Source organism: Psychrosphaera ytuae (genome assembly GCF_017638545.1).
Lineage (GTDB): Bacteria > Pseudomonadota > Gammaproteobacteria > Enterobacterales > Alteromonadaceae > Psychrosphaera > Psychrosphaera ytuae.
On the sequence record NZ_CP072110.1, the window covers coordinates 865972 to 880408 of the forward strand.

The window sequence follows — 14437 nt, forward strand, 5'->3', positions numbered from 1 at the left end:
TAAGGTAATTAATCAAGAATTTGGGAATAAGTTTTAAAACAAAGTACCAAATACCTCAAAGTTAAAACAGTTTTTTAAATGAATAGAAATGAATAAATTAGGCAAAAAAAAACTAAACCCCAGATTTTGGTCTGGGGTTTAGTTTTTAATAGTTCAGATAGCTTTAATTTAAGCTTGCTGATCAGATGATTTTAGGCTCCCAGCTTCACTTGGCAAGTCATGAGGACGCGCTACACAAAGCTGCTTAAGAGTTAGGTGATAAACCACAAAAGTGACCAAAAATGATATAAACATCACTGATTCAGGTACCTTATAAACCTCACCAATTACACCAAAACCCGCTAATAAAATTGCGATACTACAAATCAACACCAAGCTTCTCATATCACTAAATTCAAAGCGTTGTAAAATGTGGTGTATATGATCGCGATCGGGGTAAAATGGTGAGTGCCCACGACGTACACGACGAATCACAATAGACGCCATATCAAACAACGGAATTGCAATTAACCACAAACAAGTAACTGGGCGAATCGTATTTGCAGATTGCTCTTGGCTAGCACCTAATAACAACCATACAACCGTAAATCCGATCATCATACTGCCAGCATCACCCATAAATACTTTTCGTTCACGGCCAATAATGCCTAAGTTCAAAAAGATAAATGGAATAATCGCCACCAAAAACAACAAGCTGATGTACAACTTGCCTTCTTGACCTGTCCAGCCCATAAGTACCGCTACAGAACCAAAGGTTACGATTGACAAGCCACCTAATAGACCGTCAATACCATCAACCATGTTAAACGCATTAATCGCACCAACAACGGCCAATACAGTTACCGGCCACCCCAACCAACCTAGTTCTATATTCCCTAGACCAAACAAGTTACCTAAATCGGCAAGCATAATTCCGCTGTAATGAATCATCACAACCGAGATAATTGCTTGGACCAAAATCCGAAACTTAAAGCTAACATCAAATCTATCATCAACTGCGCCTAGTACCGTTAATATCACGATAGCTGCGATAAATAGATTATTGTAGCCATTAAGCACAGGGTTGAAGTACAAATAATGTACCACGGTAAAACAAATAGAAACGCCGCCAATAAGAGGAACCGCTCCATCATGGTGTTTTCTAGCATTTGGCTTATCCACTAAACCAATAGCTTTTCCAATCTTCCTAAAAATATAAAGGGAAGATGCCGCAACAAAAAACACGAATAAAAATTCTACAAATGGATAATCCATTAAATCCTCTTAACTAATAGTGTGAAGCCTTCCAATCGAACAGCCGTATTATCATTTATTCGAGACTTATTTTCCAACTTTTTGGATATCAGTATCAAAGCAAACTCTTTAATTTCGATTCCATTAACAACGCTAATCTTTTTCTATCAAACTGCGCTGCACTATCATAACTGTTGTCAGCTAAGCGTTTAAGTCGAATTCTATCTATGTACAACTCTCGAATCGTTTTTGCTAATTCCTCCGGCGACTCCGGTTTGACCAAAACACCAGCATCAGCATTCAAGATAATGTCACTTGCCTCTCCTTCTGGTGCACACATAATCATGGGCAACCCCATCCCCATAGATTCAAAGATTTTTGAAGGGATGACTGTTTTAAATAAAGGGGTATCTTTGAGGCTAATAAGTGATATATCACACAGACTCCACAAACTTGCCATTTTCTTTTTATCTTGTCTCGGTATTAAAACGACGTTTTTTAGTCCTTTTTCCACTGCGAGGCTCTCTACTTGAGATTTAGCCGCCCCCCCCCCTGCAAAAAGAACAACTACATTCTCTAAGTCTTCTATCAATTCCGCTGCTTCAACTACTTTATCAAGTGAGTGTGCCATCCCATGCGTTCCAACATAACCAACAACAAACTTATCTGATAATTGGTAGGCATCGGCAAACTCTAGACTTTTCATTTTAGAAGGCGAATAAGCTGTCAAGTCAACGCCATTCAAAACGACATCTATTTTTGCTCCGTCAATACCTCGTTCTATTAGTTCTTTTTTAAAGCTATGCGTTACAGAAATTATTTTATCTGCACGACGATAGAGAAACATTTCAATTTTTTCTAACACTCGTATTGGGAGTGTTTTTCCCATCGCGCCAACTGCTGTAATGGAAGCTGGCCATATATCTCTCAGTTCAAACACAAAAGGTTTTCTTCTTATTGCCGATAGTGCCCATGCACTAACAGCGGTGAAAAACTGTGGAGAAGTACCAACAATCACATCTGGCTTTTTAACAAATAATCCTGCAAAAAAACTTGTAACCATAAAGGACATGAAATCTAATATTCGTTTAGCGAAGCCTTCATTTGCGGTTATGTATGTTTTAACTCTTCTCACCTCAATTCCGGCCAACAGTTCTTTTGAAAACCACTTATTTTCATAACCGTCAAATAGCTTCCCTTCCGGAAAATTAGGGGCTCCTGTTATTATAGTCACCTTATGTCCGTTCTTGACCCATTCTCTGGCATGCTCAAAAGTTCTTGTTGCGGGGGCGTTACCCTCTGGAGGAAAGTTGTCCGTTAAAAAAAGAATATGCATAACTACTTAGTTTTCCATTCAAAAGTAAGTTCTAGATTAGAATCCGAGGTTTTTATATTTAGGCAACTGTTCGGTATTGAAACGCCAAACTCAGGATGCCACTTTGTAGATTTCAGCGACACATCAAGGCCGGAAAGATTACTTTTCATTTTAAAAGCATCACCGACAACATGCAAAATGTCGTCATCCAAGAACACTTTCAATGATGGGTGAAAATAAAACCGTGAAACAGCAGAGTTATACACTCCACTAAAAGAGTCTTTGATAGTCAATGTGTCACACGACAAATCTAAAAAGCGTTTGTGAATCACGCCACCAAAAAGAGTCTTGTATCCATCATGAGCTGCCTCCATTAAAATATTGCCGCTATCAACTCTACACCGCCTTTCTGTTATTTTTGCTCTCTTTGCAACTCTGAAGCCGCTCCAAACTTGTGAAGAGTCTTTACCATCTATTTCCACGGTGTTATGAGACACAGTTTTTCGCTCTAATAGTCTTTGCTCACTCATCCCGTATTGAGAAGTACCGGAGTTAACTATCACTCTTTCCTTTCCTATCGACAACTCAAATGACAGCGTATCGGCATGCGCATGACCAGGGATATAATCCGGGCCCACTCTTGCTGCATCGAAGATTAGTTTGAGTTTTTCACTGGAGGCCACCATATATCCACTATCTGCAAAATCTTCCAATAATAAAGAATCTGTTTGTTCCAGCGATGGCTCAAAACCCAGTTTTTTTGCGTAAGACATAATTGTATTCTTCGAAGGTGCGATTCCAATTGCTGAGTCATTAAAAAAGGACACCTCACCATCTAAATGATGCATCTGTTCCATAAACCAAATCATTTTTGGTACGTATAGCTCTATTAAATCTATAAACTCTTTTGAGGAACGCTCAGGGAAAGCCCTTAAAAGGTTATACATATCGAGCATATCTACCAAAATCATCGAGTGATACATAGGTGTTAGCTCGAAATAGCCACCGTCTGTATTTATTTGTTCTGGAATCTCCTTTAGTAAACCATTTATAGCTACTTCACTCCACGTCTGTTTATCAAACACGATACCAGCGAATAACAATGCTTTGAGGTTAACAAAATAATGGTTACCCAGAAGATGCTTTTCTAAATCATTTGATAAAAAGCTGGCTTGCATATAAATACTTTGAAAATGTCTCTCTTGCAGATTCAGACCGCCGAGCCAAGCTTTTAATACATTACTTATTCTTAAAGAAATTGGGTACGGTTCCCAGCCATTTCCTTTGCCCAGGGGGTTTCCATCTATCCATTTATCGAAAAAATCAATATGAAATTTTTCCTTATTTGATGATGCATGGCAAAGGAAGTCCTCAAAATAATGTAGGTTATAAACCCACAACTTTCCGGGAGACTCATCATTCCACGATTCAGGAAAAGACAGAGGCCTGTTGCAATTTAAAAAATTCGCCTCTTCAAAACCTAAAAGGGTCTCATCGTAGAAGGTATGATGGATCCAAAGGCTTGTTTGATTTAACTCTTTTCGTCGCCAGCTATCAGTTACCTTAGGCTTAAACAGTGTTCTATATAAACGGTAAAAAAGTTGAATTGGCTTTAAATACTTAACTGTATTAAATAATAAGAAGAATTTAGTCATAATAAATTAAAAGGGGCTTTCGCCCCTAAAAAGTCCATTTATTTTCTTAGTTGTTCCGCTATGTCAATTGAAGCCCTGGCGACTTCAAAAATCTCATCATTTGGAATTGGAGGTTCTCCACCACATTTTACGGCATCCATAAATAACTTTGAACAGTTAGCTTGACCTTTATCTTGGGACCAAAGATTCATTTTATTAAATCCTTTCCAACCGTAACCTTTGAGCTTCCTAAAGTTATCTAATTGCAGGACACCATTGTCACAAAATACTTCTATTCTTTCCTTGGCAAAAGACTTACCACCATTAGCAAAATAATGGATCGAGCCTACGGAGCCGTCTTCAAATGATAAAGTTATAATAGCTTTGTCTTCGGTTATCTCAACATAAGGGTTTTCACCCATTTTTTTAGCACTAAATGAGGTAATTTTTGAACCAGCTAGAAATCGCATAAGATCTATATAGTGACATGCTTCTCCTATTATTCGACCACCGCCAACTTTAGGATCTTGAGTCCAGTGGTCTGAGGGTATATCACCCGCATTCATCGTCATGATAAACGACTTAGGAGAAGCCTTTTTATCAAGTAAAGATTTCATTTTTTGAATATGAGGGGCAAACCGTCTGTTGTACCCTACCATAACAATTTTATTCGCTGCTTTTTGTGCACTTTCTAGCGCATCTATTTCTTCGTGAGTTAAAGCCAGTGGCTTCTCAACAAATACATGCTTGTTGTTTTCTAACGCCACTAAGGCTTGCTCAGCATGGAGGTTATGCTGCGTAGCAATGACTACCGTATCAGTGTTCTCGTTGAGCGCTTGTTTAATATCGGTTGATGCGCAGTTGAATCCATTCTTTTTCCCGTGATGGACCGCACTGATACCACCACTCGTGACTATAGTTGAGAGTGATGCGCCTGCTTTTTTAAATGCTGGGATTAAAACTCTAGAGGCGTAGTTACCACCACCAATAAATGCAACGTTACCTGTATCAGCGCTCCTTATACTATCTTTTTCTAAATCTACCGTTGCATTTTGCAAAGATAAATTATCAGAATTAGTATATCCAAGAAGAATACCTAATGATGCTCTATCGTTAAGCTTTTCGTATGCTAATTTAACTTCTTCGATATTAAAGCGATGACTTATTAAGGGTTTTACATCAACTGCACCACTAGACATAAGATCTAATATAGCTTCAAAATTACGTTGTTCTGTCCATCGAACAAAGGCAATTGGATAATCTTTACCGTTTTCTTCGTACTCTTCGTCGTATCGTCCAGGCCCATACGAACAAGATACTTGAAATGAAATTTCTTTTTCATAAAAATCAGCTCTACTTAACTCCAGACCAACAACACCTACCAATACTATACGACCACGCTTGCGGCACATTGTCGCTGCTTGATGCATAATTTCATTACTTTTAGAACTGGCAGTGATTAAAACAGCATCAACCCCCCTGCCGCGAGAAAACGCTTCCGCAGCTAAGATTGCGTCTTCACCTTTAGATAAATCAACAACTTCAGCACCAAATTGCTTGGCCAATTCACATTTTGAACTGTCAAAGTCTATTCCTAAGACCCTACAGCCGTTAGCCCTCAATATTTGTACTGCGAGTAAGCCAATCAAACCAAGTCCGGTTACTACGACCGTCTCGCCTAAAGTTGGTTTGATTAAGCGAATCCCCTGCATCGCAATAGCGCCAATAACAGTAAATGCAGCTGATTCATCATCTACGTTTTCAGGGATCGCGGCAACTAAATTTTTGGGCACCCTCACAACTTCTGCATGATTCCCGTTTGATACGACCCTTGTTCCTTTCTCAAAGCCCGAGTCACTGCCGTCAATAACAGTTCCTACGTTGCAATAGCCCAGAGGCAATGGTTGATCCAACTTCGACTTCACCGCATCGTAAGTAGCTGCTACGCCGTCTGTCTTGACTTTCCCTAAAACCATTTTAACTTTATCTGGTTGAGACCTAGCCTTTTCTATCCAGCCTGCTTTTCCAAAGTCCACTAACATACGCTCTGTACCGACAGATACAAGTGTTTGCTTAGTTGCAATTAATACATTTCCAGCCTTTCCTTTAGGGCAAGGAACATCAACTAGTGTCGTTTCGCCATTGGCGAGATTTTGTAATACTTGATACATCAGTAAATCTTTTCCATTTCAAATAAGCTATTTTTTTCAAATTGATTTGGGTAATTAATTAAAACAGCTCTATATTTTCCTTTAAATACAAAAAGGCTTCCAGCCGCAACACCAATAGGAGAGAACTCTTTTATAGCCTTTTTTAAATCTTTATGTCCATTGCAACCACCAGCATAAGTCAATGGAACTTTGGTAACTTTCTTCAGCTCTGCCATCAGCTCATAATTGTAGCCCTGCATTGTACCGTCATCATCGATATTATTTATCACGATCTCTCCTGCACCTAGGGACTCAACCTTCCTTATTAACTCAAATAAGTCATGCCTATGTGACTTTGTGGCGTTGTGAGTGTAAATTTTATACCCACCCAAAAGCCTTTTCTTCACGTCAATAACAACTACTACGCTTTGGCTACCTACTTGTTCAGAAATTTCAGCAATTAACTCAGGGTTCTCTAACACAACTGAACTGAGCGCAATCTTTTCAACACCCAATGATAATATTTTTAGAGCCTGTTCCAATGTTTTTATACCACCACCATAGCACAGCGGCATTCTGCACTCAGCAGCCCAGCTTTCTATCACTCCATAATCTGGCTCATTCCCCTTCACTGTTGCGTCTAAATCTAAAATTGTTAACTCATCAGCTTCTTTTTCATTAAAAATTCTAACAGCATTTAAAGGATCTCCTACATACTTATCATCTTTAAACTTTGTGGTTTTAACTAAGCCTTTTTCTCTGACCAGCAGAATTGGGATAACACGAGACCTAAGCACGACACACCTCATAAAAGTTTTTCAATAGCGCTACACCATTATGGTGACTTTTCTCAGGGTGGCACTGAATCCCGAAGACATTATCCACATTTATCACGCAGCCGATTGGACTTGAATAATTTGAAATCGCTATAGTACCTTCACAACTGGCTTCGAAATGATATGAATGTAGGAAGTAAAACCGCTTTTCTGTATCTAGTCCTTTGAACAAAGGTAAGTTTTTTTTAATTTCTAAATTGTTCCAACCCATATGAGGTAAGGGAAAATTTTCCACTTCGCTTTTAAACTTCACTACTCGGCTGTTAATCCACCCGAGGCCCTCAGCTTTACCCTCTTCACTACTCTTTGCCATAATCTGCATTCCTACACAGATACCAAGGACTGGTATTTTTTTCACTTGGACTAAGTCATCCAATGTAGCTCTCATACCTGACTGGTTTAACTTTTTCATTGCAAAATCAAACGCCCCCACTCCTGGGAGAATAATATGGGTAGCCATTTGTAAATCTTTACTGTTTTTAGCAAAAAAATAAGGAATGTTTAGCCTCTTATAAATATTAGCGAATGCTTTTACATTACCTAATCCGTAATCTACTATAGCAATCAACGTTTACCACCTTTTTCTAATCCAATAGCTCTGAGTGCTCTCGCACCTATATCGTAGAGACCTTGCTGAGACTTATAGTCTTTATAGGATTTATTCGGGGCGTCAAAATAGCTTTTCAATTCACTCGTAGTAATCCCCAATTTATTAGATATATATTCAAACTCCTGTCGAACTTGCTCGGGAGACATAGCTGGAGACTTTAATTGTTCTAACGCCTCTTCTCTTGTCATTTGGCCAGTCAAAATCAAACTGGAAAACTGTACCTTTCTTGTATCGTAACCAAATTTTTCTGGCAGCCAATAACCTTCATAGAACCTCGTAAACCTAGATTCAAAATGCTTCTGAGGGTAACGTTGATAGCCGAACTTACTCTCTAAAAGCCTCGTAGCTTCCTCTTTATTATATTTTAGGAAGTCTAAAGGTCTGGTAAGCTTTATACCTTTAAAGTAAGGTAAATACACCTTGTGCCAAAGGATATTCGTCACTGGAAACTTTTTTAACTTTCTAGTGCCAAACTTTTCTTGTATATCTTTTAGTTGCCTTGAATCCGACTGAAAATACATCCACTCTAATGGGTTTCTAATGCACTCTGTAGAATAATTTCCGCCAGTAAGAATATTCTTCACTTTGTGTTTTGAGGCAAATTTGTACATCGTTGCAAAAAATGCATGGTCTTGAGGTGTATCAATATGTGAAACCCCTGACTTAAAAAACGAAAGCTGCAAATCTTTCATTTCTTCCCAATCTATAACCTCTGTGTATAGATCGAGACCTAAACCATCAACAAGTCGCTCTATATTATTTACAGCTTCTTGCGAATTCCAACCTGCGTCCACGTGAAAAACCAAAGGTCTTAGCCCTAGTTTTTCTTTTGCTAAGTAAAGTAAATATGAGCTGTCGATACCACCACTCATACCTATTATGCAGTCAAAGTCCTGTCCCTGACCTTCTTTTTTAATTTTTTCAGCTAGCTTTTCTAGAGCGTCGTCCTCCAACCCTTCGGGATTCCACTTTGGCAGTATATCCTTATCGAACGTAAGACAGTGGTCACATACCCCATTGCTATCAAAAACTATTTTGCTATCTGTAGTGTCCATCACACAACGTGAACAAACTTGGTGCAACATCTTATTTCCTTTTATCTATAATACTTGTATTCGTTGAGTTGATTGAATCTAAAAAGCCAGCAACCATATTTGAGATAGTACAATATTTAAAATAATACTGGTACGCCGCTTTACCGAGTTTTTTACTATAAGACATGTCATTGCACAAAACCTTCAATGACCTTTTTAAATCTTCCAAATCATCTACTAATATGCCATTTTCTTCATTTTTTATATTCGTAATTTCACCACCACTTATTGCGCCTTTACTCGTTAAAAAAGGCACACCGAAACCCATACTTTGCAACACAGAAAGACCTGCCTGCCCAAATGAAGCGGACACAATAGCGCGACGATAGTAAGATTTAAGTACATCAGCGCTAGTTATAGGAGCTATAAATTCTACACGTTGCTCAATGCCCAATTCTCGTGTAAGCGCTCTTAAGCTGGCCTCATCACCACCTGTACCTATAAAGGTTAAATTGATATTATCAGGTATCTCATCTATTATTTCGAAAAAAGCCTTTATTAATATGTCGTTTTGCTTTCTTTTGTTTAGACTTCCAACGTTTAAAATTAAGTCTTTTTCAGTATTTTCATAAGATTTCAAGCCTGGCTTGACATCAAATGTATTATTTGCGACGTAAGATTTCCCATCTAAACCAAGTTTTTTAAAGTCATCTAATGCTGAATAAGTATAAAAGACATTAGCAGTCGCCTTTTGCATGTACTTTAATCGAAGAAAGTTTGCTATCTTGCTTTTCGTTAGCCACGCTCCCCATAAAATGTGCTTGACATTCTTTCTTTTAAAAAAGCTAAGATAAATCAAAGTTGATAGCCACCTTATATCAAAGAGGCTTATCACGATATCATAGTCACTCTTGCACTCTTTAATAACCCCACTCTGAATGAAAAAAGGGCCTAACTTTTTAACTTCCCTACTCAAAACTCTAAAGTTATCTTCTTTAGTTTTTTGGTAATCACCAGAGTGTAAAACGGTGACATCGTAATGCTTAGTTAACTCATTAAAAAAAGGTACTCTATAATGTAAAATAAAGTTATAAAGTATTAATACTTTCGGTTTAGACATAATGCCTCTATTTCCTTTAGAAAAAGTTGTGGTTTATCTGCATTTTTAGATACTTTTTGAAGCTCCTCATCCGCCAACTCCCACCACTTGGACTCCAGGATGTCTTCAATTAATTGTTGGTTGAACCTGTATTTGATAACTTTGGCAGGACTCCCTACTACAATAGCGTAATCAGGTACGTCTTTTGTAACGATACTTCCCATTCCTACAACCGCACCATTACCGATAGTAACCCCTTGCTTTATAAGCACATTGCGGCCAATCCAGACGTCATTCTTTATTATAGTTTTCTTAGTTTCAGGCCTTTCAATTTCCACAGCCTTAAATTTTATACTGTCTCGACCTCTATAAAAAGCTGGAGAAGACGAAATCCACTCTGTAGGGTGTTCACCACCGCCTATTATCACATTGTTTGCAATTGAACAAAATGCACCAATTTCAGTATTATTGATGTCGCAGTCATAACCACAAAATGAGTGCTTCTCCATTGTTGAGTTAAGAAAACTCGTACCTGCCTCAATCTTTGATGTACTACAAACAGCGCTATTTTTTAATGCGACCGGTACTAATTTTCTAAAAACTCTATTCAAAATGTAACTCAACATTCTTTTACTGCTTCCCTAATATGTAAAAAATGAAGTATGCCAAAATGCATACAAAAAGAGAAATCAAACTAAAAACAAAGTACATATCCAATCCGCTCCCTCTTACATATGTCAAAAAATTCATATAAATAAAAAGCGTAGGTGCAATTAGGGCTACTTTTTGCTCTTCGACAATTCTGAGAAAAGCAATATAAAGCTTACCTATAAGGCCAAACAGCAACACTCCAAAAATTGGAGCAACGTAGCCAAAATTCCAAAAAAGTTCTGAAAAAAAGTTAACCGGCCAAGACCCACCAATTGCCCTAAAAGTAGGATCATGATATGTGGTGTATAGATCTATTATGCTACTCGGTTTAATATCCCCTAACTCCCTCGGATAAAATACAAATAACACTTTGATAATTGTAGAACCGGCCGAAACCAAACTGAAATCATTGATAATGTATTCAACGGCTTGTAGTGAATGATAATATGTGTAATTGACTTCTATGTTATTGAAAAACGCAGCGAGAAAGCTTTCAGAGGACATGTAGCTAAATATAAATGGCAGCGCAGTGATAATCGAGTTTACCTGTTCAAAATTCCCGTATCCCCTAACTAGCGACATCGATATAATCAAAGCTCCTAAAAATACTAAAGCTACAATCACTTTAAAAATTAGTACGGTATTAAGCTTTTGCTTAGAAATAGCGAATTCTAAAAAAAGCATTGGAAAGATTAGGAACACAGCTTCCCTTTTACTATCAACGGAAATAAACGCTAGGAGCATAATCAGAAGTATATAAACTCCTCCTCTGTATCGTACTTTGTTGAACGCTAAGTAAGATACAACAGCTAAACATGCGATAGTTTTAGGAATTATTTCAAAACCACTACCTTGCTCACTACCAAGTATCATTGCCATAAAAATAAAAGGTAATGCAAGTGAACAATATATTACTAAGTAAGACTTTAGGCGATGTTTGTATAAAAGCTTTGGTCCTCGTATCCTCTTTAAAATAGAGTCAATCTTAGGGCTTTCAAACAACACGTTAAATGAAAACAATAGAGTAATCATAACTAACATATAGAAGGTGCTAATATTGATAAATTCCCAACTTCGAAAGTTTTCATAATTAGGTGTATTTCTTAATACATAACCTTGAGAAAAAGCAAATGCCCCAAGTGTGAAAGACACTGAAATATATAAGCAGGCTAATATTGAAGGAGTCATAAAGTGACACAAGTCACCACGTAGGGTTATTACAATGACTACGGTAGTTGCACAAGCAAGAAATAAAAGATATGAATACTCTTTGACTAACTCATTTGAAAGGGCGAATGAAGTTAAGCTGATAAACCATAAAAAAATCAAACTGAATAGCTCAGACTTTTTAACTAACATTTTTTCTTACTCTATTCTTATGCATTTGAATTGAAGCCACATACAAAAATAAAAAAGACAAAAGTTCACTTAATAGAGTAGAAATTGCCGCTCCTTCAATACCATAACTCGGGATTAACTTTAAGTTTAAAAGCACATTGAAAGCCAAAGCAATCCCGCCCACAACAGGCACAAACTTAATACTTTTGAACAGGTTCAATTTATAAAATGAGTATAAATATCCTAGGTGTACATACAAAGAAAAGTTGATAACTAATAAGCACATAAGACCTGATGCATATTGAGGTGATATAAAATCTGTATACAAGATAAAGACTATAATCGTAATAATCGAACTAGGGACGAATAATATAATTATTTGAAAAATAAGTTTCTTTAGCTTCAGTAGACTCTTTTCAATGTCAATCGAGTTCTCATATACTCCTGGCAACAGTGCCGTTACAACTACACTTGCGAAAAAAAACATTGCCATCGCTAAAGTCGAAGAAAAAGAATATATTGCCACTGCACTTTTATCTAAAAATTGGTCTAACATAAATCTGTCGACTATTGTATAGGTTACAGCAATAACCGCTTGTAAACCAAGTGGAACTGAATACCTTGCCAATAAATAATCAAGCTTTTTAGGACGTTTTGTTGCTCCGTAAGAAGGTTCAAAGTACAACAAACAAAGCCAAACTATGAATGCTGCTGTAATTACAGATAAAGCATAAGATGCAGGGCCTGAGTAAGTCATAACAAAGGTAAGAGTTAACAAAAACCGTAACGCGCTATAGAGAACGCGAGTTAATATATATCTTTTTAATATCCCTTTCGCTCTGTAAATAGCGACTTCAACTTCAATATAAACAAGTAATGGCATAGATAAAGCGATAAGCAGGTAGCTATCCCTCCCACCATCTACGTTTAAAAAAGATAGAATTATTAAGAGGGTTGCAATGGTAACTAATGAAGCCCTTCTAACACTACCCAATAATATTGTTCGGTGGAATACTCCTTGCTTGGATTTAAACTTAGAAAAAAACCTAATTGCAACCGTGTTGTTACCCATCAATGTAACGCTGAGCAAAAATTGCTCAGCTGCTATAAGTAAGGTAATGAGTGCAAAATCTTCTATGTCTGCAAAAAAAGGAAGTATTAGTATAAGAAGAATATTCAGACCTTTGGCAATAGCTTCCCCTAGTCCAAAAGATATGAGTTTTTTTTTCATTAGATGACTATACTAATTAACCATACCTTTAGTATCGATAAGAAACTCCAAACTCTGGAAATTTACAGTATAAAACTCTTTGTGATTAACGAGAATTAAAGCGATATCTGATTTTGTAATACCAGTATCGATTGATGCTAACTCTAATGGAGAGCTCGTCGATAACTTTTTAATATTAGGCTCTATTCCGATCACACGGCCAGGGTGGAAATTTGCTATTTCCTCCGCTATGTTAAGTGCCGGACTCTCCCTCAAATCATCTATGTCAGGCTTAAAAGCTAAGCCAAAGCATCCAATCGTTACTTCTGAAGCTCGCTTATTAGGGTTCGCTATCAAAAACTCCGCTATTTTTTGCTTAACTTTATCTACAACCCAATTTGGTTTGCTATCATTGACCTTACGTGCAGTATGGATTAGCTGAGCTTCGTTTGGAGTTTTGCTTACTATAAACCAAGGGTCAACAGCTATGCAATGACCGCCTACACCTGGACCAGGTTGCAATATATTTATTCGTGGGTGACGATTAGCTAAAGAAATAAGCTCCCAAACATTTATATCTAGTTTGTCACATATTACTGAAAGTTCATTAGCAAATGCAATTTGAACATCACGACACGAGTTTTCTGTCAATTTAGCCATTTCTGCTGTTCTTGCATTGGTGACTACGCACTCACCTTCCACGAACGTTTTGTAAAGGTCAACAGCTCTAAGTGAGCACATTTCGGTCATCCCACCAATTACGCGGTCATTTTCAACTAATTCGCGTACAACATGGCCTGGTAAAACTCTTTCAGGGCAATGTGCGATATTAATGTCGGGACTATCATTGTTATCTTGAGGAAATGAAAGATCTTTACGAATTTCCTTCAACCATTCAGCCATCTGTTCTGTTGCACCAACGGGAGAAGTTGACTCTAAAATAACTAAATCACCCTTTTTCAAAACTGGGGCAATTGCAGTTGCCGCTTCTTTTATATATTTTAAATCTGGTACTGGTATTTCCTTTTGATTGTTATTGCTATCTTTGAATGGTGTTGGCACAGCTATTAAAAATGCATCCGAGGCTTGAGGGGTAGTGGTAGCACTCAGAAAGCCATTTGTAACTGCAGAGTGTACTAAGTCGTCAAGATCTGGCTCGACTATATGTATTTCACCGCGATTAATCGTGTCAACGGCTTGTTGGTTAACATCGACACCCACCACTTTTTTCTTACGAGATGCGAACATAGCTGCTGTCGGCAAACCGATATACCCTAAGCCTACTACCGATATTGTTTCAAAAAGGCTTTTATTTACTAACTCATTA

The 14437-nt window shown here is 37.5% G+C and carries 12 protein-coding genes; all 12 read right to left on the reverse strand.

The window, feature by feature from the left end; translation table 11 throughout:
• Positions 1-168 precede the first annotated feature (168 nt).
• Positions 169-1254, reverse strand: a complete 1086-nt coding sequence (gene wecA, locus J1N51_RS03890) for a UDP-N-acetylglucosamine--undecaprenyl-phosphate N-acetylglucosaminephosphotransferase (RefSeq protein ID WP_208832673.1) — start codon at positions 1252-1254, stop codon at positions 169-171.
• A gap of 94 nt (positions 1255-1348) precedes the next feature.
• Positions 1349-2569 carry a glycosyltransferase family 4 protein gene (locus J1N51_RS03895; protein WP_208832674.1) on the reverse strand — a complete coding sequence of 407 codons (1221 nt, stop codon included), beginning with the start codon at positions 2567-2569 and terminating at the stop codon, positions 1349-1351.
• A gap of 2 nt (positions 2570-2571) precedes the next feature.
• Positions 2572-4203 (reverse strand): heparinase II/III family protein, encoded by a 1632-nt coding sequence (locus J1N51_RS03900; RefSeq protein ID WP_208832675.1) that lies wholly within the window; start codon positions 4201-4203, stop codon positions 2572-2574.
• A 38-nt stretch (positions 4204-4241) separates the two neighbouring features.
• On the reverse strand, positions 4242-6353 hold the full coding sequence (locus J1N51_RS03905; RefSeq protein WP_208832676.1) for a bi-domain-containing oxidoreductase: 2112 nt from the start codon (positions 6351-6353) through the stop codon (positions 4242-4244).
• A complete protein-coding gene (locus J1N51_RS03910) occupies positions 6353-7129 on the reverse strand; it encodes an AglZ/HisF2 family acetamidino modification protein (protein ID WP_208832677.1) in 777 nt (258 codons plus the stop codon). Before J1N51_RS03910 ends, J1N51_RS03905 begins: the two co-directional genes overlap by 1 nt.
• Positions 7122-7736 carry an imidazole glycerol phosphate synthase subunit HisH gene (gene hisH / locus J1N51_RS03915; RefSeq protein ID WP_208832678.1) on the reverse strand — a complete coding sequence of 205 codons (615 nt, stop codon included), beginning with the start codon at positions 7734-7736 and terminating at the stop codon, positions 7122-7124. Before hisH ends, J1N51_RS03910 begins: the two co-directional genes overlap by 8 nt.
• Positions 7733-8863 carry an N-acetyl sugar amidotransferase gene (locus tag J1N51_RS03920; RefSeq protein ID WP_208832679.1) on the reverse strand — a complete coding sequence of 377 codons (1131 nt, stop codon included), beginning with the start codon at positions 8861-8863 and terminating at the stop codon, positions 7733-7735. The genes hisH and J1N51_RS03920 overlap by 4 nt, the downstream gene beginning before the upstream one ends.
• A 1-nt stretch (position 8864) precedes the next feature.
• Entirely contained in the window at positions 8865-9932 is a 1068-nt protein-coding gene (locus J1N51_RS03925) for a glycosyltransferase family 4 protein (RefSeq protein ID WP_208832680.1), read from the reverse strand.
• Positions 9911-10537 carry a CatB-related O-acetyltransferase gene (locus J1N51_RS14770; protein WP_208832681.1) on the reverse strand — a complete coding sequence of 209 codons (627 nt, stop codon included), beginning with the start codon at positions 10535-10537 and terminating at the stop codon, positions 9911-9913. Before J1N51_RS14770 ends, J1N51_RS03925 begins: the two co-directional genes overlap by 22 nt.
• A gap of 4 nt (positions 10538-10541) precedes the next feature.
• Positions 10542-11921: an O-antigen polymerase gene (locus tag J1N51_RS03935; protein ID WP_208832682.1), complete on the reverse strand. Its 1380-nt coding sequence runs from the start codon at positions 11919-11921 to the stop codon at positions 10542-10544.
• Positions 11911-13131 (reverse strand): oligosaccharide flippase family protein, encoded by a 1221-nt coding sequence (locus tag J1N51_RS03940; RefSeq protein WP_208832683.1) that lies wholly within the window; start codon positions 13129-13131, stop codon positions 11911-11913. The genes J1N51_RS03935 and J1N51_RS03940 overlap by 11 nt, the downstream gene beginning before the upstream one ends.
• A 12-nt stretch (positions 13132-13143) precedes the next feature.
• Entirely contained in the window at positions 13144-14358 is a 1215-nt protein-coding gene (gene wecC / locus J1N51_RS03945) for a UDP-N-acetyl-D-mannosamine dehydrogenase (protein ID WP_232842886.1), read from the reverse strand.
• Positions 14359-14437: the final 79 nt, after the last annotated feature.